Annotated in this window: 15 protein-coding genes; 11 read left to right on the top strand and 4 right to left on the bottom strand. The window is 75.0% G+C overall.

Annotated features, from left to right (window positions below):
* Nucleotides 1–9 precede the first annotated feature (9 nt).
* The 5 genes from rimO to QSK52_RS26800 all read left to right on the top strand — a co-directional run bounded on the left by rimO (nt 10) and on the right by QSK52_RS26800 (nt 3,576).
* Entirely contained in the window at nt 10–1,482 is a 1,473-nt protein-coding gene (gene rimO, locus QSK52_RS26780) for a 30S ribosomal protein S12 methylthiotransferase RimO (RefSeq protein WP_285738729.1), read from the top strand.
* The gene (pgsA, locus tag QSK52_RS26785; RefSeq protein ID WP_285738730.1) at nt 1,479–2,111 is read left to right on the top strand and encodes a CDP-diacylglycerol--glycerol-3-phosphate 3-phosphatidyltransferase; all 633 of its coding nucleotides are present in this window, start codon (nt 1,479–1,481) and stop codon (nt 2,109–2,111) included. The genes rimO and pgsA overlap by 4 nt, the downstream gene beginning before the upstream one ends.
* Entirely contained in the window at nt 2,104–2,589 is a 486-nt protein-coding gene (locus QSK52_RS26790) for a CinA family protein (protein WP_285738731.1), read from the top strand. The genes pgsA and QSK52_RS26790 overlap by 8 nt, the downstream gene beginning before the upstream one ends.
* A gap of 317 nt (nt 2,590–2,906) precedes the next feature.
* Nucleotides 2,907–3,275: a helix-turn-helix domain-containing protein gene (locus QSK52_RS26795; RefSeq protein ID WP_033254644.1), complete on the top strand. Its 369-nt coding sequence runs from the start codon at nt 2,907–2,909 to the stop codon at nt 3,273–3,275.
* Between the two features lie 52 nt (nt 3,276–3,327).
* The gene (locus QSK52_RS26800; protein ID WP_285738732.1) at nt 3,328–3,576 is read left to right on the top strand and encodes a hypothetical protein; all 249 of its coding nucleotides are present in this window, start codon (nt 3,328–3,330) and stop codon (nt 3,574–3,576) included.
* 17 nt (nt 3,577–3,593) lie between these two features.
* Here the strand turns inward: QSK52_RS26800 and QSK52_RS26805 are convergent, their stop codons facing one another.
* Entirely contained in the window at nt 3,594–8,213 is a 4,620-nt protein-coding gene (locus QSK52_RS26805; RefSeq protein ID WP_285738733.1) for an ATP-dependent helicase, read from the bottom strand.
* A gap of 151 nt (nt 8,214–8,364) precedes the next feature.
* Between QSK52_RS26805 and QSK52_RS26810 the strand changes: the two genes are divergently transcribed.
* The 6 genes from QSK52_RS26810 (at nt 8,365) to rny (ending at nt 15,660) form a co-directional block, all read left to right on the top strand.
* On the top strand, nt 8,365–9,993 hold the full coding sequence (locus QSK52_RS26810) for a S8 family peptidase (protein WP_285738734.1): 1,629 nt from the start codon (nt 8,365–8,367) through the stop codon (nt 9,991–9,993).
* Between the two features lie 92 nt (nt 9,994–10,085).
* Nucleotides 10,086–10,280 (top strand): DUF3046 domain-containing protein, encoded by a 195-nt coding sequence (locus QSK52_RS26815; protein ID WP_285738735.1) that lies wholly within the window; start codon nt 10,086–10,088, stop codon nt 10,278–10,280.
* A 34-nt stretch (nt 10,281–10,314) separates the two neighbouring features.
* A complete protein-coding gene (locus tag QSK52_RS26820) occupies nt 10,315–11,772 on the top strand; it encodes an AI-2E family transporter (protein ID WP_435053378.1) in 1,458 nt (485 codons plus the stop codon).
* A 211-nt stretch (nt 11,773–11,983) separates the two neighbouring features.
* Nucleotides 11,984–13,084, top strand: a complete 1,101-nt coding sequence (gene recA, locus QSK52_RS26825) for a recombinase RecA (protein ID WP_285738736.1) — start codon at nt 11,984–11,986, stop codon at nt 13,082–13,084.
* Nucleotides 13,085–13,088: 4 nt separating this feature from the next.
* A complete protein-coding gene (locus QSK52_RS26830; protein ID WP_352230311.1) occupies nt 13,089–14,078 on the top strand; it encodes a regulatory protein RecX in 990 nt (329 codons plus the stop codon).
* Nucleotides 14,079–14,256: 178 nt separating this feature from the next.
* Complete coding sequence (gene rny, locus QSK52_RS26835) at nt 14,257–15,660, top strand: ribonuclease Y (RefSeq protein ID WP_285738737.1); 1,404 nt, start codon at nt 14,257–14,259, stop codon at nt 15,658–15,660.
* Nucleotides 15,661–15,839: 179 nt separating this feature from the next.
* Here the strand turns inward: rny and QSK52_RS26840 are convergent, their stop codons facing one another.
* From QSK52_RS26840 to QSK52_RS26850, 3 genes are all read right to left on the bottom strand, one after another.
* Nucleotides 15,840–17,510, bottom strand: a complete 1,671-nt coding sequence (locus tag QSK52_RS26840; protein WP_285738738.1) for an FAD-dependent monooxygenase — start codon at nt 17,508–17,510, stop codon at nt 15,840–15,842.
* A 107-nt stretch (nt 17,511–17,617) separates the two neighbouring features.
* Nucleotides 17,618–18,445 (bottom strand): amino acid ABC transporter permease, encoded by an 828-nt coding sequence (locus tag QSK52_RS26845; RefSeq protein ID WP_285738739.1) that lies wholly within the window; start codon nt 18,443–18,445, stop codon nt 17,618–17,620.
* The gene (locus QSK52_RS26850) at nt 18,442–19,092 is read right to left on the bottom strand and encodes an amino acid ABC transporter permease (RefSeq protein WP_285738740.1); all 651 of its coding nucleotides are present in this window, start codon (nt 19,090–19,092) and stop codon (nt 18,442–18,444) included. The genes QSK52_RS26845 and QSK52_RS26850 overlap by 4 nt, the downstream gene beginning before the upstream one ends.
* Nucleotides 19,093–19,095: the final 3 nt, after the last annotated feature.

Genomic DNA, 19,095 nt, shown 5'->3' on the forward strand with positions numbered 1-19,095 from the left:
CTTGGCGTCATGCCTGAAACCCGCACTGTCGCCCTGGTCACGCTCGGATGCGCCCGCAACGAGGTCGACTCCGAGGAACTCGCCGGGCGACTCGAGGCCGACGGCTGGCGACTGGTCGACGACGCCAGCGAGGCCGACGTCGCCGTCGTCAACACCTGCGGGTTCGTCGAGGCCGCCAAGAAGGACTCCGTCGACGCCCTCCTGGAGGCCAACGACCTCAAGGGCCACGGCCGCACCCAGGCCGTGGTCGCGGTCGGCTGCATGGCCGAGCGCTACGGCAAGGAGCTCGCCGAGGCCCTCCCCGAGGCCGACGGCGTGCTCGGCTTCGACGACTACGCCGACATCTCCAACCGCCTGAACACCATCCTCTCCGGCGGCCACGTCGAGGCCCACACCCCCCGCGACCGCCGCAAGCTGCTCCCGCTCACCCCGGTCGAGCGGCAGGCCGCCGCGGCCGAGATCGCCCTGCCCGGCCACGGCGCCCCCGCGGACCTCCCCGAGGGCCTGGCCCCCGCCTCCGGCCCGCGCACCCTGCGCAAGCGCCTGGACGACGCCCCGGTCGCCTCGATCAAGCTCGCCTCCGGCTGCGACCGCCGCTGCTCGTTCTGCGCCATCCCCGCCTTCCGCGGCTCCTTCGTCTCGCGCCGCCCCGGCGACGTCCTGAACGAGGCGGTCTGGCTGGCCGGGCAGGGCGTGCGCGAGGTCGTCCTGGTCTCCGAGAACAACACCTCCTACGGCAAGGACCTCGGCGACATCCGCCTGCTGGAGACCCTGCTCACCGAGATCGCCGCGGTCGAGGGCATCGAGCGGGTCCGGGTCAGCTACCTGCAGCCCGCCGAGATGCGCCCCGGTCTGATCGACGTGATGACCGGCACCGACAAGGTCGTCCCGTACTTCGACCTGTCCTTCCAGCACTCCGCGCCCGCCGTGCTGCGCCGGATGCGCCGCTTCGGCTCCACCGAGCAGTTCCTCGGCCTGCTGGAGTCGATCCGCGCCAAGGCCCCCGAGGCCGGGGCCCGCTCCAACTTCATCGTGGGCTTCCCCGGCGAGACCGAGGAGGATTACGCGGAGCTGGAACGGTTCATCACCCACGCCGGGCTCGACGCCATCGGCGTGTTCGGGTACTCCGACGAGGACGGCACCGAGGCCGCCGGGTACGACGGCAAGCTCGACCAGGACACCGTGAACGACCGCGTCGCCCGGCTCTCCAAGCTCGCCGAGGAGCTGACCGCGCAGCGCGCCGAGCAGCGGATCGGCAGCGAGGTCACCGTGCTCGTCGAATCCGTCGAGGACGGGGTGGTGGAGGGCCGCGCCCCGCACCAGGCCCCCGAGACCGACGGTCTGACCACCCTGCTCGGCGTCGAGGACGCGCTGGTCGGCCGCTTCTACCGGGCCGTGGTGACCGGCACCGAGGGCGTCGACCTGATCGCCGAGGCCGTCGCGGCCACCGAGGCGCCGGAGCCCGTCGGAGCCGAGGTATGACCAAGGGGCCGGGGGCCCCGGCCGCCACCCGGCCGACCCCGGCCGCCGTCCCGCCGCAGCCCGGCGTGTGGAACATCGCCAACGTGCTGACCATGTTCCGGCTGCTGCTCGTCCCGGTCTTCGCCGCGCTGCTGTTCGCCGACGGCGGCCACGACCCCCGGTGGCGGGCCTTCGCCTGGGCGGCCTTCGCCGTCGCGATGATCACCGACGTCTTCGACGGGGCGCTGGCCCGCCGCAAGGGCCTGGTCACCGACTTCGGCCGGATCGCCGACCCGATCGCCGACAAGGCGATCATGGGCACCGGCCTGATCGGCCTGTCCCTGCTCGGCGACCTGCCCTGGTGGGTGACCGTGGTGATCCTGGCCCGCGAGCTCGGCATCACGCTCATGCGGTTCTGGGTGATCCGCTACGCCGTCATCCCGGCCAGCCGCGGCGGCAAGCTCAAGACGCTCGCCCAGGGCACCGCGGTCGGCATGTACGTCCTGGTGCTCACCGGGCCGCTGGCCACCGCCCGCGCCGTGGTGATGGGCGTCGCGGTGCTCCTCACCCTGGCCACCGGCCTGGACTACCTGCTCCAGGCCCTCCGGCTGCGCCGCGAGGGCATCGCCGAGGAGCGCCGCGGTGGCTGAGCGTCCGGCCGCGGTCCGGGCGCTGGCGGCGCTGCGGGCCGAGGGCGCCACCCTGGCCGTCGCCGAGTCGCTCACCGGCGGCCTGCTGGCCGCCGCCCTGGTCGACGTCCCCGGCGCCTCCGCGGTGTTCCGCGGCTCGGTCACCGCGTACGCCACCGAGCTGAAGGCCTCCGTCCTCGGCGTCGACGAGGGACTGCTCGACGTGCACGGGCCGGTCCACCCGGTGGTGGCCCGGCAGATGGCCGAGGGCGTCCGCCGCCTGCTCGGCGCCGACTGGGCGCTGGCCACCACCGGCGTGGCCGGCCCCGACCCGCAGGACGGGCAGCCCGTCGGCACCGTGTACGTCGCCCTCGCCGGACCGGCGGGAACAGAAGCGCTCCCGCTCCGGTTGTCGGGTGGGCGTGACACGATCCGGCAGGGTTCGGTGGACGCCGCGCTGGAGCTGCTGCTCCGGCGGCTGGCACCGGCCCACGGCTGAGCCCCGCCGAAAGACCCGGCGGGGCGCGGGGAAAACCGGTGAACCCACCGCACCCGGCGGGGGATCGTGTTAGACCGGATGCTCCGGCCGGACGGAAGACGGCCGGAGCCGAACAACGTCGACCCGGTGTCGACCGTGCGTCCGGAGCCGGACATCCACCCTTCACGAGGGGTTCGACGGCTCCGGAGGGGAAGAATCAGGGAGGGGCGGCCTTGCAGCCCAGAGTGAACACGACCCCGGTCCCCGCACGGGATGCTGGCAAGGCGGTACGGTGGGGTCGTGACATCTCGATCCGCAGTCCGAGGAGGGAGGCACCGATGATTCTGCTCCGTCGCCTGCTGGGCGATGTGCTGCGTCGGCAGCGCCAGCGCCAGGGCCGCACACTCCGCGAGGTGTCGGCAGCCGCCAGGGTTTCGCTCGGGTACCTCTCCGAGGTCGAGCGGGGTCAGAAGGAGGCGTCCTCCGAGCTGCTCTCCGCCATCTGCGACGCGCTCGACGTGCGGATGTCGGAGGTCATGCGGGAGGTCAGCGACGAACTGTCGCTCGCCGAACTTGCGGCGATGGCCACCCTCTCGGAGGGTGATCTGCTGAGGCCGGTGCTCGAACCGGTTCCGCTGCCGGCCCCCGGTGTCGACCGGGCCGGCTCCATCTCGCCCAAGGCGGCGATGGACGTGGTGGCGGCCTGACCGGACCTCGACCGTCCCGCGGACGCGGGGCGCCGGGTGAAGGAGGGCCACGATGCGGAGTGCGCGCAGTGCGCTGCTGCTCGGTGCGACGGCACTGGTCGGTCTGGGCCTGATACTGCTGCTGGTGAGCGGCACCGCGATACACGGCGGTGCCGCTCTCGGCGTGCTCGCGGCCGGGTGGTGGGGGATCGGGCTGGTCCCGGTGCACGCCAGGAGCACGCCCCCGGAACCGCGGAGACGGGAGACCGGCCCGGCGGTGCCGGGCCCGACCGGGGCGGGCGGCGTTCCCCCGGACGGGTGAGGCGCCGCCCGGCGCCCCTACCGCAGCCGGTAGCCCTTCGGGGTGGGGTGGAAACCGGCCGTCTCCAGCCGGGGGCCCAGGGGGCTGGTGAGGGCCGGGTGGCCGTTGACGCGCTCGACGGTGAGCGGGCCGGTCAGCGCGGCCAGTGCGGCGTCCAGCGCGGGCCCCTCGGCGGCCCAGGCGAGCAGCGACCTGCCGCCCCGCTCCAGGTACAGCACCAGCTCGCCGTCGACCAGGGCCACCAGCGAACCGGCCTTGCGGCCCGGGCGGTGGGCGACGGCGGTGTCGGCCGGGGGCTCCGGCCAGGCCAGCGCCGCGCCGTACGCGTTGGCGGGGTCGGCGGCGGCCAGCACCAGGGCCTGCGGCGGCTGCGCGGCGGCCTCGGCGGCCCACGCGTCGCCCGTCGCCCGCTCCAGCCGGGAGCTGACGGACCGCAGCCGGTCCGCGGCGCCGTCCATGGCGAACTGGGCACCGCCGAGGCCCTCGACGAAGTAGCCCCGGCGGGCCCGGCCGCGCTCCTCGAACGCCGACAGCACCCGGTAGACGCCCGCGAAGCCGCCCGGGACGCGCTCGGCGGCCACCGCGCCGCGGGTCAGCACGCCGTGCCGGTCCAGCAGCGCCTGCGCCTGGGCGGCGGCCCGCGCCGTCACCTCGCCGCCGAACGCGGGCAGCAGCGACCAGCGGCCGGCCGCGGTCGCCGGGCCGGTGCGGGAGGCCGGGCGGGCCAGGCCTCGCCCCGCGCCGCCGTAGCGGCCGCGCGGGGTGGCGCGCGGTGCGCGGTGCGCGGTGGCGCCCGCGGTGCGGCCGGAGCCGAGCAGGCCGCGCAGCGGGGCCAGGGTGTCGTTGGTGACGTACCCGGCCCAGACCAGGTCCCACAGGGCGTCGGCGATCTCGGCGTCCGGGACGTCCGGGACGCGCTCGGCGAGCTGGCGGAAGAACGCGCCGTAGCCGCCGGTCAGCGCCTCCAGCAGGGCCGCGTGCACCGGGCCCGGGGTGAGCGGGAGCGGCTCGGGGCGCAGCAGGTGGGCGTTCTCCGGCAGGTGGAGGCTGATCCAGCCGTCCTTGCCGGGCAGCGCGCCCGCGCCGGACCAGCCGATCTCGCCGGCCGCCATCAGCTCGTCCAGCAGGGCGGGGGAGTAGTCGGACAGCCGGGCGGGCAGCACCAGCTTCTCCAGGGCGGAGGCGGGCAGCGCGGTGCCCTGGAGCTGCTCGACGACCCGGTAGAGGCCGTCGGCGCCGCGCAGCCGGTGCCCGGCCAGGTGCTGCCACTGCGGGAGGAACGCGGCCAGCGCCTTCGGCGGGACGGCCTCCACCTCGTGCCGCAGGGCGGCCAGCGAGCGGCGGCGCAGGCGGCGCAGCACCTCGGCGTCGCACCACTCGGGGACGGCGGCGTTCCCCTCGGGCCGGAACTCGCCGCGGACCAGGCGCCCGGCCGAGGTGAGGCGGTCCAGGGTTCCGGTGACGACGGCGCTGCCGAGGCCGAAGCGCTCCGCGGCGTCCTGGGCGGTGAACGGGCCGTGGGTGCGGGCGTGCCGGGCCAGCAGGTCGCCCAGCGGGTCCTTGACCGGCTCGGTGAAGGCCTCGGGGACGCCGACCGGTAGCGGGGTGCCCAGGGCGTCGCGCAGCCGCCCGGCGTCCTCGATCGCGGCCCAGCGCAGGGCGCCGCCGATCCGGACCTGGATCGCCCGGCGGGCGGACTCCAGCTCCAGCGCCCACAGCGGCTCGGCGCCGCGGGCGGCGAGCTCGGCCTCGGAGAGCGGGCCGAGCAGGCGCAGCGCGTCGGCGACGCCCTCGGCGTCCCTGATCCGGCGCTCGGGGGTGAGCCGCTGCAGTTCGGCCTCCAGGTCGGCGAGGACCTGCGGGTCGAGCAGCTCGCGCAGCTCGGCCTGGCCGAGCAGTTCGGACAGCAGCCGGGAGTCCAGCGCCAGGGCGGCGGCCCGGCGCTCGGCGATCGGGGAGTCGCCCTCGTACAGGAACTGGGCGACGTAGCCGAACAGCAGGGAGCGGGCGAACGGGGACGGCTCGGGCGTGGTGACCTCGACCAGGCGCACCGCGCGGGACTCCAGGTCCCCCATCAGCTCGACCAGGCCGGGGACGTCGAACACGTCCTGCAGGCACTCGCGGACGGCCTCCAGGACGATCGGGAAGGAGCCGTACTCGGCGGCCACCTCCAGGAGCTGGGAGGCGCGCTGGCGCTGCTGCCACAGCGGGGTGCGCTTGCCGGGGTTGCGGCGGGGCAGCAGCAGGGCGCGGCCGGCGCACTCGCGGAAGCGGGCGGCGAACAGGGCCGAGCCGCCGACCTGGTCGGTGACCAGCTGCTCGACCTCGGCGGCGTCGAAGACCGCGGCGTCGGCGCCGACCGGGGCCTCGTCGGGGGCGGCCGCGGGCGCGGCGGAGGGGAAGTCGCCCAGCAGGTCGGCGTCCGGCAGGCGCAGCACGATGCCGTCGTCGGCGTGCATCACCTGCGGGTCCAGGCCGTGCTTCTCGCGCAGCCGGGCGCCGATGGCCAGCGCCCACGGGGCGTGCACCTGGGCGCCGAAGGGGGAGTGGACGACGATCCGCCAGTCGCCGAGCTCGTCGCGGAAGCGCTCGACCACGATGGTGCGGTCGTCGGGCAGGTGGCCGCAGGCCGCGCGCTGCTCGGCGAGGTAGGCCAGCAGGTTGGCGGCGGCCCAGTCGTCCAGGCCCGCCGCGCGCAGGCGCGCGGTGGCCGCGGCGGGCTCCAGGGCGCCCAGCTCGCGGACGAACGCGCCCACCGCGCGGCCGAGTTCGAGCGGGCGGCCGAGGGTGTCGCCCTTCCAGAACGGGAGCCGGCCCGGGACGCCGGGGGCGGGGGTGACCAGCACCTTGTCGTGGGTGATCTCCTGGATCCGCCAGGAGGTGGTGCCCAGGGTGAACACGTCGCCCACCCGGGACTCGTAGACCATCTCCTCGTCCAGCTCCCCGACCCGGCCGCCGCCCTTCCTCCCCGTCTTCGCATCGGACCCGGTCGCCCCGGCGATGAAGACGCCGAACAGGCCGCGGTCGGGGATGGTGCCGCCGGAGGTGACGGCCAGGCGCTGGGCGCCGGGGCGGCCGGTGACCGTCCCGGCGACGCGGTCCCAGACCAGGCGGGGGCGCAGTTCGGCGAAGGCGTCGGACGGGTAGCGGCCGGCCAGCATGTCGAGGACGCCGTCGAAGGCGGACCGCGGGAGGGTGGCGAACGGGGCGGCGCGGCGGCACAGGGCGAGCAGCTCGTCGACGTCCCAGACGTCCAGTGCGGCGATCGCCACCAGCTGCTGTGCCAGCACGTCCAGCGGGTTGCGGGGCACCCGCAGGGCCTCGATCCGGCCGCTGCGCATCCGCTCGGTGACCACGGCGGACTGCACCAGGTCGCCGCGGTACTTGGGGAAGAACACGCCCCGGGAGACCGCGCCGACCTGGTGCCCGGCCCGGCCGACCCGCTGCAGGCCGGAGGCCACCGAGGGCGGGGACTCGACCTGCACCACCAGGTCGACCGAGCCCATGTCGATGCCCAGCTCCAGGCTGGAGGTGGCCACCACGGCGGGCAGCCGACCGGCCTTCAACTCCTCCTCCACCAGCGCCCGTTGCTCCTTGGAGACCGAGCCGTGGTGGGCCCGGGCCAGCAGCGGCGGGGCGCCCGCGGCGGCGCCCGAGCCGCCCATCAGCCCGGCGGGCGCGTGCGCCTCGGGCAGCGGGGCGCCGGTGGCGCGCTCGTGGGCGATCTCGTTCAGCCGGTTGCACAGCCGCTCGGCCAGGCGGCGGGAGTTGGCGAACACGATGGTCGAGCGGTGCGCCTGCACCAGGTCGACGATCCGCTCCTCGACGTGCGGCCAGATCGAGGACTGCCGCTGCGGGTCGGACTCCTCGGCGGGCGCGGCGGGCAGGTCCGCCAGGTCCGGGACGGGGACGACCACGGACAGGTCGAAGCGCTTGTCGCTGCCGGGCTGGACGATCGCCGCGCCGCGCTGCGGGCTCAGGTAGCGGGCCACCTCCTCGACCGGACGGACGGTGGCCGACAGGCCGATCCGGCGGGCCGGGCGCTCCAGCAGCTCGTCCAGGCGCTCCAGGCTGAGCGCCAGGTGCGCGCCGCGCTTCGTCCCGGCCACCGCGTGCACCTCGTCCAGGATCACCGTGTCGACGCCGCGCAGGGCCTCCCGGGCGGCGGAGGTGAGCAGCAGGAACAGCGACTCGGGGGTGGTGATCAGGATGTCCGGCGGGTGGGTGGCGAAGCGGCGGCGGTCGGCGGCCGGGGTGTCGCCGGAGCGGACGCCGACCTGCACCTCGGGCTCCGGCAGGCCCAGCCGGACGCTGGCCTGCCGCAGGCCCGCGAGCGGGGCCCGCAGGTTGCGCTCGACGTCGACCGCGAGGGCCTTCAGCGGGGAGACGTAGAGCACCCGGCAGCGGCGCTTCGGGTCGGCCGGGGGCGGGGTGGCGGCGAGCCGGTCCAGCGCGGAGAGGAAGGCCGCGAGCGTCTTGCCGGAGCCGGTCGGGGCGACCACCAGCACGTCCGTCCCCAGCCGGATCGCCGACCAGGCCCGGGACTGCGCCTCGGTCGGCGCGGCGAACGCCCCCGTGAACCAGGCCCGGGTGGCCGGGGCGAAGCCTTGCAGCGGATCAGCGTCGGAGGTGGCCATGACCCCATGGTGCCCCGACACGCTGACAGGTCACGGAACGGTCACCGTCTGACCCAACCCCGTGCAGCAAATCGTACAAATCGCTCATATCGTGAGGATTCGGACCCGATTCCCCGGAGTCCGGCCCTGCCTGACGAGCGGAGACCGTGCGATGGAGCAGGTGAGCCAGGCCCCCAGCAGCACCCCCGCCACCCGCCGCCGCAGCGTTCGGGTGCTCGGCGCGACGCTGCTCACCGGACTGCTGCTCGGCGGCGCCGTCCCGTACGTCACCGGCAACGGCGGCACCTACCTCAGCTACCTGGTGCTGGACGAGCGCACCGACGCCCAGGGCGCCGAGCACGCCGCCGACCAGGCCCGGGCGCTCGGCGGCAAGGTCGTCCAGGACTACCCGCAGATCGGCGCGGTGCTCGCCTACGCCGGGCCGAGGTTCGCCGGGGAACTGCGCGGACGGCCCGGGATAGCCGCGGTCGGCGCCACCCGCACCGTCCCGGTGCCCTCCCCGCCCCGGCCGCTGGCCGGCTCCGGGTTCACCACCGACACCGGCGTCCGGACCGGGCCCGACGCGGGGGCCGCCGGGGCCGCCGCCGCTGCCGCGCCGCCCGCCGCTGCCGCGCCGCCCGCCGCGGACGACGTGGCCGAGGGCGCCGACGACTCCACCGCCACCGTGCCCGACCCCGGCGAGCAGGGCGACTGGAACCTCGCCATGATCGGCGCCCTCGACCGCCCCGCCGGACGGAACGCCGCCCTGCTGCGCCCGCCGGTCGCCGCCCGCGGCACCGACTCCTCCGCGGACCGGACCGGTGCGCTGCCCACCGCCCAGCAGCTGTCCAAGGTCACCGTCGCGGTGCTGGACTCCGGCGTCGACGACACCCACCCCGACCTGCGGGCCGCCGTCGACCCGGCCGCCTCCGCCTCCTGCGCCGACGGCCGCCCCGACCCCCGCGGCGGCGCCTGGCGCCCGGACGACGCGATCAACGAGAGCGGGCACGGCACCCACGTCGCCGGGATCGTCGGCGCCGCCCGCGACGGCCACGGCGTCACCGGCGTCGCCCCCGGCGTGCGGATCGCCGCCGTCCGGCTGCTCGGGCCGCTCGGCCAGTACTACGCCGAGAACATCGTCTGCGGCATGCTCTGGGCCGCCGACCACGGCGCCCGGGCGATCAACGACAGCTACTTCGCCGACCCGTGGAAGTACAACTGCCCCGAGGACGCCGACCAGGCCGCCCTCGCCGCCGCCGTCGGCCGGGCCGTCGCCTACGCCCAGCGCAAGGGCGCCGTGGTGGTCGCCTCGGCCGGCAACGACGGGCAGGACCTCAACGCCGGGCGCACCGACCGCCGCAGCCCCAACGACCGCACCACCGGGCCCCCGGATGAGCGGCAGCTCGGCACCGAGTGCATCCGGCTGCCCGGCGAACTGCCCGGCGTGGTCACCGTCACCGCCGTCGAGCGCAACGGCCTGCCCGCCGTGTACAGCAACTACGGGCGCGGCAGGGTCTCCATCGCCGCCCCCGGCGGCGACCCCGACGGCGGCACCCAGGGCGCGATCGTCTCCGACTGGCCCGGCGGACGCTACGCCGCCCTGGCCGGGACCTCGATGTCCGCCGCGCACGTCACCGGCGCCGTCGCCGTCGTCGCCGCCCGGCACCCCGACTGGGGCCCGGAGCAGATCACCGCCGCCCTCGCCCGCGCCGCCGACGACACCTGCACCCGCTCCCTGCCGCTCGGCTGCCGGGAGCGCGACTACTACGGCGCCGGGATCCTCACCCTGCCCACCGGCTGAGGCCCGGGCACCCGAGTGCCCGGGGCCCGGGGGTCCGGGCGGGCGACGGGGGGCCGCCCCGTCGCCGTCGCCGTTGCCCGATACTGGGGCGCATGAGGCTGACCGAGTTCTGGCGACGGATGTACGAGCACTTCGGCGAGGCGTACGCGGAGTCCTTCGCGCAGGACCACGTGATGGGCGAGCTCGGCGGCCGCACCGTCCGGCAGGCGCTGGACGCCGGGTGGGAGGCCAAGGACGTCTGGCGGGTGGTCTGCGTCACGCAAGGAGTGTCGTCGCAACTGAGGTGAGCCCATTCGCCCCGGTGTGAGTGAGACTGTCCCGGTGGCGAGCAGCGCAGAGAACCCCGACCCGACCTCCGACACCCCGCCGACCACTCCGACCGACCCGTCGGCCACCCCGCCGGTCTCCCCGCCCGGCACCGCGGGCCGGGCCGACACGACCGCCCGGGCCGCCGACGCCGTGGAGGGCGCCGAGGCCGACGCCGGGGCGGCGGGCGCGGCGGCCGCCGTCCGGATGCTGCGCCGGGCCGAGCTCGGCGGCGGTGCGATGCCCCGCTGGCTGCCCAGGGCGATGCTGCTGGCGCTGCTCGGCGTCGGCCTGTTCCAGCTCGCCGACTGGGCCTTCCACCAGCTGATCGACCTGTTCGTGATGCTGCTGGTGGCGTTCTTCCTGTCGCTGGCGATGGAACCCGCCGTCGACCGGATGGCCGCCCGCGGAGTGCGCCGCGGACTCGGCACCTTCCTGGTGTTCACCGGCCTGGCCCTCGCCGTGGCCGGGTTCCTGGCCTCGCTCGGCACCCTGCTGGTCGACCAGATCACCCAGATCGCCGGGCGGCTGCCGCAGCTGCTGCAGGACCTGATCACCTGGGTGAACCACACCTTCCACACCGACCTGTCGCTCGACCAGCTCCAGCACCAGGTGCTCAAGGACTCCGGCACCATCGAGAAGTACGCCCAGCAGGCCGCCGACAACGTCTGGGGCGTCACCGGCACCGTCATCGGCGGCCTGTTCCAGGCGTTCACCGTCGGCCTGTTCACCTTCTACTTCACCGCCGAGGGCCCCCGGGTGCGGCGCACCGTCTGCTCGCTGCTGCCGCCGTCCAAGCAGGGCGAGGTGCTGCGGGCCTGGGAGATCGCCCTCGCCAAGACCGGCGGCTACCTGTACTCCCGGGCCCTGCTCGCCCTGATCTCCACGCTCGCCCACTGGGCGTTCTTCGCGGTCATCGACCTGCCGTACGCGGCGGCGCTCGCCGTCTGGGTCGGCGTCATGTCGCAGTTCGTGCCCACCATCGGCACCTACCTGGCCGGCGCGCTGCCGGTGCTGGTCGGGCTGACCGTGCGGCCGGTGGACGCGCTGTGGGTGCTGGTCTTCGTCACCGTCTACCAGCAGGTCGAGAACTACCTGCTGCACCCGCGGATCACCGCCAGGACCGTCGACGTGCACCCCGCGGTCGCGTTCGGCTCGGTCATCGCCGGGGCCGCCCTGCTCGGCGCGGTCGGCGCGCTGATCGCCATCCCGGTCGCCGCGACCCTGCAGGGCTTCGTCGGGACGTACGTGCGCCGCTACGAGGTCGAGGACGACCCGCGGATCGACCGCGGCGAGGAGCGGCGCGAACGGCGGCGGCACACCGTCCGGCGGCTGCGGCGGATGGTGTCGGGGGGCTCGGACGCGTCGGACGGGGCGGGGGGCGCGCGTGGGTCGGACGGCGCGGGGGGCTCGGACGGTTCGAACGGTTCGGGCGGTCCGGGTCGGGAGCGGGAGGAGCCGCCCGGCGAGTGAGCGTCCCGTGGTGGCGGGCTCCGGGCGGGTGGCGGCGCGGCGGGGCCGGGGCGGGGCGCTTGAGGTGCGAGACTGGAATCGAACGTGTGTTCTTTGTACTCTTCGGCGCGGAGTTTTCCACAGGCCGAGCCCGTCCGGGGCCGATTGTCGGTGGGACGCGCTAGCGTCGGTGACGATGAAGCGCACAGGACAGAACCCGAGGGTGGAAGCCATGGCAGGAACGGACCGCGAGAAGGCCCTGGAGGCCGCACTCGCCCAGATCGAGCGGCAGTTCGGCAAAGGCTCGGTGATGCGCCTCGGCGAGAAGGCGAACGAGCCGGTCGAGGTGATCTCCACCGGGTCCACCGCCCTCGACGTGGCGCTCGGCGTGGGTGGCATCCCGCGCGGCCGCGTGATCGAGATCTACGGACCGGAGTCCTCCGGCAAGACCACCCTGACCTTGCACCTCGCCGCCAACGCGCAGAAGGCCGGCGGCACCGTCGCCTTCGTCGACGCCGAGCACGCGCTCGACCCCGAGTACGCCAAGAAGCTCGGCGTGGACACCGACGCGCTGCTGGTCAGCCAGCCGGACACCGGCGAGCAGGCGCTGGAGATCACCGACATGCTGATCCGCTCCGGCGCGATCGACCTGGTGATCATCGACTCGGTGGCCGCGCTGGTGCCGCGCGCCGAGATCGAGGGCGAGATGGGCGACTCGCACGTCGGCCTCCAGGCCCGCCTGATGAGCCAGGCGCTGCGGAAGATCGCCGGTGCACTGAACCAGTCGAACACCACCGCGATCTTCATCAACCAGCTGCGCGAGAAGATCGGCGTGATGTTCGGTTCGCCGGAGACCACCACCGGTGGTCGCGCGCTCAAGTTCTACGCCTCGGTCCGCCTGGACATCCGGCGCATCGAGACGCTGAAGGACGGCACCGAGGCGGTCGGCAACCGCACCCGCGTCAAGGTGGTCAAGAACAAGGTCGCCGCGCCGTTCAAGCAGGCCGAGTTCGACATCCTCTACGGCGTCGGCATCAGCCGCGAGGGCGGCCTGATCGACATGGGCGTCGAGCACGGCTTCATCCGGAAGTCCGGCGCCTGGTACACCTACGAGGGCGACCAGCTGGGCCAGGGCAAGGAGAACGCCCGCAACTTCCTGAAGGACAACCCGCAGCTGGCCGACGAGATCGAGGCCAAGATCAAGGGCAAGCTGGGCATCGGCCCGAAGCCCCCCGCGGCCGAGGGCGACGCCGCCCCCGCCGTGGAGATCCCGGCCGCCGCGGCCCCCGCGAAGGCCGCGGCCAAGAAGACGGCGGCCGCCGCCAAGGGCTGATCCGTTGACACCGCACCAGACCCACCACCCGACACCGGGCCCGTCCGAGGACGGGCCCGGTGCGGGCGTTTCCGGGGTCGAGCACGAGTACGAGGACGGGTACGGGCCCGGGTACGAGGTCGGGCCGCCGGACTGGTTCGCGGCCGTGGCGGAGGAAGCCGGGCCCGGGGAGGAGCCGGTCGGGCCGCCGGACTGGTTCGCGGCCGTGGCCGAGGAGCCGGGGCGCGCGGCGGAGGAGCCGGGGCCGACCTCGGTGGGGGAGCTGCCCGGGCTGGTCCGGGCGTCCGAACTGCCCGGCGGGCGGCGACGACGGCGCAGTGCGCTGGGGGAACTGCCGGAGGCCGCGCCGGTGGCGGCGGAGCGTCCGCGGGCGGGGCGGCGGGCGAAGGCCGAACGGGCCGAGCGGGCCGATGGAGAGGGCGGGGCGCGGGAGGCCCGACCGGGTCGGGCGGGGCGGCGCGGGCGGGCCGTCGAGCCGGAGGGGGATCCGGCGGAGCGGGCCCGGGACGTCTGCCTGCGGTTGCTCACCGGGGCCGCCAAGTCCCGCAAGCAGCTGGCCGATGCGCTGCGCCGCAAGGAGATCCCGGAGGAGGTCGCCGAGCAGGTGCTGGACCGGTTGGAGGAGGTCGGGCTGATCGACGACGCGGCCTTCGCCGAGGCGTGGGTGGAGTCCCGGCACGCGGTGCGCGGACTGTCCCGGCGGGCGCTGGCGCAGGAGCTGCGCACCAAGGGCGTCACCGGGGAGACCGCCGAGCGGGCCCTGCTGCAGGTGGACGCCGACGACGAGACCGAGGCCGCCCGCGCCCTGGTGGCACGGAAGTTGCGCTCCACCGCCGGGTTGGAGCGGGGCGTGCGGATCCGGCGGCTGGTCGGGGTGCTGGCCCGCCGCGGCTACGCCGAGGGTCTGGCGTTCCGGGTGGTGCGGGAGGCACTGGACGCGGAAGGGGACGAAGGGGGCGAGGAGACCGGGGAGTTCGACGGGGCGGAGGACTGACGGGACGGAGGACCGAGAGGAGGCGCGATGCGATTTGATGACTGGCGGTCAGATCGTTGGGGCCAATTCTCGATCGCATCTTGACCGTTTCGTAACCTCGGCCTAGCCTCACACTCAGTGGCAGGACGATCGCGGAGGTCGCCTCAGCGGCAGCGTGAGCAGGACGGGGAGTGGCCGGATGGGCATCGCTCAGGGCACCGAAACGGGTTCCTCCCTGCTGCTGGCGGCCGGAGTGCTGATCGGTGCCCTGGTCCTGGTGCTGGCCGCCGGGTTCCTGATGCTCCGGCAGCGCCGGGCCGAGCTCGACCGCCGCGAGGAGCGGCTCACCTCCGAACTGCACCGGCTGCACCAGCACGAGGACGAACTCGCCACCCGCGCCGCCGAGGCCGAGCGGGTGCGCGGCGAACTCGCCGAGCAGGCCGTCGAGAACCGCCTGCTGCTGGAGCGCACCGCCGGGCTGACCGCCGCCCAGGCCCGCGAGGAGATCGTCCGGGCCGCCGAGTCGGAGGCCCGCCGGGAGGCCGCGCTGACCGTCCGGGAGATCGAACGGCGGGCGGTCACCGAGGGCGAGGGCCGGGCCCGGGAGATCATCGCCTCGTCCATCCAGCGCCTGGCCGCCGAGCACACCGCCGACACCGTGGTCACCACCCTGCGGCTGCCCAGCGAGGACATGAAGGGCCGGGTGATCGGACGCGAGGGCCGCAACATCCGCGCCTTCGAGGCCGTCACCGGCGTCAACCTGATCGTCGACGACACCCCCGGGCTGGTGCAGCTCTCCTGCTTCGACCCCGTCCGGCGGGAGAGCGCCCGGCTCACCCTGGAGGCGCTGCTGGTCGACGGGCGGATCCACCCCGCGCGGATCGAGGAGGCGCACGAGCGCAGCCGGGCCGAGGTCGAGCGGCTGTGCGTCCGGGCCGGGGAGGACGCGCTGCTGACCGTCGGGATCGGGACCGGCGGCGAGATGTCGCCCGAACTCGTCCGCACCCTGGGCACGCTGCGCTACCGCACCTCGTACGGGCAGAACGTGCTCGGGCACCTGGTGGAGTCCGCGCACCTGGCCGGGATGATGGCCGCGGAACTCGGCGTCGACCCCGAGCCGGTGCGACGGGCCGCGCTGCTGCACGACATCGGCAAGGCGCTCAGCCACCGGGTGCCGGGCAGCCACGCCGCGATCGGCGCTGAGTTCGCGCGGCGGCACGGCGAGACGGACGAGGTCGTGCACGCGATAGCGGCGCACCACGGCGAGATCGAGGCGAAGACCGTGGAGGCCGTGCTCACCCAGGCCGCCGACGCGTGCTCGGCCGGGCGGCCGGGGGCCCGCAAGGAGTCGGTCGAGGCGTACGTGCGACGGTTGGAGCGGCTGGAGGAGATCGCCCGGGCGCACGACGGGGTCACCAAGGTCTACGCGATGCAGGCCGGACGGGAGGTCCGGGTGATGGTGCAGCCCGAGGCGGTGGACGACCTGCGGGCGCAGGAGATCGCCCGGGAGGTCGCCCGGCAGGTGCGGGAGGAACTGACGTACCCGGGGCAGATCCGGATCACGGTGGTCCGGGAGTCGCGGGCGACGGAGGTCGCGCGGTAGGCACGCGCAGCGCAGCGCGAACGAGCGTGCAGCTCGGGGCGCGCCGGGCGGCAACTGGCTGTCGGGGGCGCGATCTTGCGGGTGTGCCGGTGGTTGGGCGCGCGGTTCCTCGCGCCCCCGGTTCGGTGGCTGCGGTCTTTTGGGTGCGGCGGTGGTTGGGCGCGCGGTTTCCCGTGCTCCTACCGGGTCTTCTCCTGTTCCAGGCCGGCCTTGGGGATGAGGGGGGTGGTGAGGGCGTGCAGGGTTTCGGGGTGGAGGCCGGGGGTGGTGCCGAGGAGGTGGCCGTCGGGGCGGACCAGGAGGACGGTGTGGGGGGCGGCGCCGGGGTAGGTGTCGGTGACCAGGACCTCGGTGGGGACGGGGAGGGCGGCGGCGAGGTCGGCGAGGCGGGGCATCAGGCCGGCGCCGAGCCAGTGCTCGGCGGACCAGACGGCGGCGCCGGGAGCGACCAGGACGAGCAGGAAGGGGCCGCCGAGGCGGGCCCGGAGGGTCTCCGAGGTGCCGTCGGCGGTGACCACCGGGAGGTCGGGGACCAGGACGCCGGGGGCGGTCGCCGGGAGCTGTTCGGTGAGTGCGGTGCCGCGGCCGGAGCCGCGCTGCTCGGGGACGCGCGGCACGACGCCGGAGGGGGCGGCCGGGTAGGCGGGGGCGCCGCCGAAGCGGCCGGTGCCGAGCTGGCCGTCGGCGAGCAGCGGGGCGTGCTTGCGGAAGGAGCCGGAGAACAGCGAGCGCCGGGTCTCGGCCCAGCCGCGCAGCGGTCGCAGCAGCGGCATGCTCTGGTCGACGGCGCGCAGCCGGGCGCCGACCGCGCCGCGGCGCTCGGCCTCGTAGCCGTCGAGCAGGGCGCGGTCGGCGCGGTCGCCGGTGGGGGGCAGGTGCCAGGCGAGGGCGAGCCGCCAGGCGAGGTTGTCGGCGTCGCGCAGGCCGTCGGCGAGGTTCTGCATGCCGAGGGCGCCGTGCAGGTGGGCGGCGTCCCCGGCCAGGAAGCAGCGGCCGGTGCGGAAGCGGGCGGCGAGGCGCTGCTGGTAGGTGTGGTCGGCGGCGGCGAGCAGTTGGTGGGGCGGGAGTTCGCCGCACCAGCCGGTGAGCGCGGAGGTGACCCGGGTGAGCAGGGTGTCGCCGGTGACGATGCCGGGCCAGGTGGCGTGCGGGTCGACGGGTTCGGTGGGCTGGGGGCGGCCGGGGGGCAGCCGCCAGTCGAGCCGCCACAGGCCGTCGGGCAGCGGGCGGGCGGAAGCCTCGCGGTCGCCGCGCCACGGGGGTTCGCGGTGCAGCCGGGCCTCGCCGGGGAAGGGCAGGTCGACCCGGACGGTGGCGACGGCGTGCCGGTCGACGGCGGGGCGGCCGGGGAAGCGGACCTTGAGCAGCCTGCGGACGGTGGAGCGGGCGCCGTCGCAGCCGACCAGGTGGCTGCCGCGCCACCAGGCGTCCTGTCCGGCGGAGTCGGTGCGCACGCTCACCCCGTCGCGGTCCTGGGCGAGTTCGACCACCTGGTGGCGCGGCAGCAGGCGGATCAGCGGGGTGGCGGCGACCGCGTCGCGCAGGCCGCGCTGCAGGCGGTGCTGGGCGAGGTGCAGGACGGGTTCGGCGTCCAGCGGCAGGCGCAGCACCTCGGCGCGGCGGCGCCAGATGGTGAAGGCGTCCCACCGGGCGGAGTCGGAGACGACCCGGGTGTAGCCGATCCGGGCGAGGAAGGCGGCGCTCTCACCGCCGAGCACGACGGTGCGGGGGCTCTCCGGGCTGACGCCGGTGCCCTCGTCCAAGACGGTGCAGGGGACTTCGTTGCGGGCCAGCGCGAGCGCCAGGGCGAGCCCGACCGGCCCGGCCCCGACGATGATCACCGCGTCCATGTCGGGGCCTTCGGGTGGGCGGCGTCGGCCGCCGGGGCGTCAGGTGCCGGGTGGGAAGTCCCAGGTGGTGTCACGAAGAGCAATGCAACAGATCACCTGGGTGTCCGTCAAGCAGCGGCTGCGCCGCGACGGTTCGCGCCGCGGCGGCCGCGGGACTCGATCCAGCGGGCCAGGCCGCTGAGGGCGAGGCACATCGCGATGTAGATCGGGGTGATCACCAGGAGGACCGGGATGTACGGGTAGCCGTCGGAGTTGGAGGCGATCCACTTGCCGACGAACAGCAGCTCGGGGTACGTGATGATGTAGCCGAGCGAGGTGTCCTTGAGGGTGACGACCAGCTGCCCGATGATCGCGGGCAGCATCGCCCGGACCGACTGCGGGACGAGCAGCAGCGTCATCACCTGGGTCTTGCGCAGGCCCAGGGCGTACGCGGCCTCGCCCTGGCCGCGCGGGACGGCGTTGATGCCGGAGCGGATGATCTCGGCCTGCACGGCGCCGTTGTAGACGGACAGGCCGACGACCAGGGCCCACATCGGCTCGGCGGTGAAGACCGCCGCGTACAGCGCGAAGATCATGATCAGCAGCGGCATGGCCCGGAAGAACTGGACCACCGCGGTGCACACCGCCCGGACCGGCCGGTGGTCGGAGAGCCGGCCGACGGCGAACAGGACGCCGAGGACCAGCGAGCCGACCGCGGCCAGGCCGAAGGCCTTCAGGGTGGCGAGGGCGCCGTCGAGGATGCGCTGCTGGACGGCGTTGTACTCGAAGGACTCCCACAGCCGGGCGTCGAACTGGCCCTTGTCGGACAGGGTGGAGACGATCCACCAGAGCAGGGCGGCGATGCCGAGCGCGCCGAGCGCGCCGGCCAGCCGGTAGCGCAGCCGGGCCCGCGGGCCGGGGACGTCGTACAGGACGGAGGCGGAGCGGGAGTTCATCGGGCCACCGCCATGCGACGCTCCAGGAGGGAGAGGACCGAGCTGATCGAGAAGCCGATCGCCAGGTAGGCCAGGGCCAGCCAGAAGAAGCTGGCGAAGATCGGGTACGAGTCCTCGGACCAGGTCTTCTGGACGCTGAACAGCTCGAACACGTTGAACGCGCCGGCCACCGCCGAGTTGCGGGGCAGGGCGATGAACACCGAGCCCAGCGGCGCGATCACCGCGCGGCCCGCCTGCGGCAGCACCACCAGGCCCAGGGTCTGGCCGAAGCCCATGCCGAGCGAACGGGCGGCCTCGGCCTGGCCCAGCGGCACGGTGTTGATGCCGGCCCGCAGCACCTCGCAGACGAAGCTGCCGGTGTACACGCTGAGCGCGGCCACCGCGGCGGTGAAGCTGCTGATGTGCACGTCCAGCCGCGGCAGCATGAAGGTCACCACGAAGAACAGCAGGGTCAGCGGGGTGTTGCGGAACACCGTCACCCACGCGGTGCCGAAGGCCCGCAGCACCGGGACCGGCGAGACGCGGAAGGCCGCCAGCATGATGCCCAGCAGTAGCGCGAACAGGGCGCTGAGCGCGCTGAGTTCGATCGTTCCCACGAACCCGCGGACGAACAGCGAGAAGTTGTCCTTCTCGAACAGTATGCCCATGCC

The sequence above is a fragment of the Kitasatospora phosalacinea genome (genome assembly GCF_030268885.1).
GTDB classification, from domain to species: domain Bacteria; phylum Actinomycetota; class Actinomycetes; order Streptomycetales; family Streptomycetaceae; genus Kitasatospora; species Kitasatospora phosalacinea_C.

Coding starts and splice junctions, on each gene's coding strand:
- QSK52_RS26800 (WP_285738732.1), top strand. CDS start 3,328: ATGCGGAGTGCGCGCAGTGCGCTGCTGCTCGGTGCGACGGCACTGGTC.
- recA (WP_285738736.1), top strand. CDS start 11,984: ATGGCAGGAACGGACCGCGAGAAGGCCCTGGAGGCCGCACTCGCCCAG.
- QSK52_RS26845 (WP_285738739.1), bottom strand. CDS start 18,445: ATGAACTCCCGCTCCGCCTCCGTCCTGTACGACGTCCCCGGCCCGCGG.
- QSK52_RS26850 (WP_285738740.1), bottom strand. CDS start 19,092: ATGGGCATACTGTTCGAGAAGGACAACTTCTCGCTGTTCGTCCGCGGG.
- QSK52_RS26840 (WP_285738738.1), bottom strand. CDS start 17,510: ATGGACGCGGTGATCATCGTCGGGGCCGGGCCGGTCGGGCTCGCCCTG.
- QSK52_RS26815 (WP_285738735.1), top strand. CDS start 10,086: ATGAGGCTGACCGAGTTCTGGCGACGGATGTACGAGCACTTCGGCGAG.
- rny (WP_285738737.1), top strand. CDS start 14,257: ATGGGCATCGCTCAGGGCACCGAAACGGGTTCCTCCCTGCTGCTGGCG.
- pgsA (WP_285738730.1), top strand. CDS start 1,479: ATGACCAAGGGGCCGGGGGCCCCGGCCGCCACCCGGCCGACCCCGGCC.
- rimO (WP_285738729.1), top strand. CDS start 10: ATGCCTGAAACCCGCACTGTCGCCCTGGTCACGCTCGGATGCGCCCGC.
- QSK52_RS26810 (WP_285738734.1), top strand. CDS start 8,365: ATGGAGCAGGTGAGCCAGGCCCCCAGCAGCACCCCCGCCACCCGCCGC.
- QSK52_RS26795 (WP_033254644.1), top strand. CDS start 2,907: ATGATTCTGCTCCGTCGCCTGCTGGGCGATGTGCTGCGTCGGCAGCGC.
- QSK52_RS26805 (WP_285738733.1), bottom strand. CDS start 8,213: ATGGCCACCTCCGACGCTGATCCGCTGCAAGGCTTCGCCCCGGCCACC.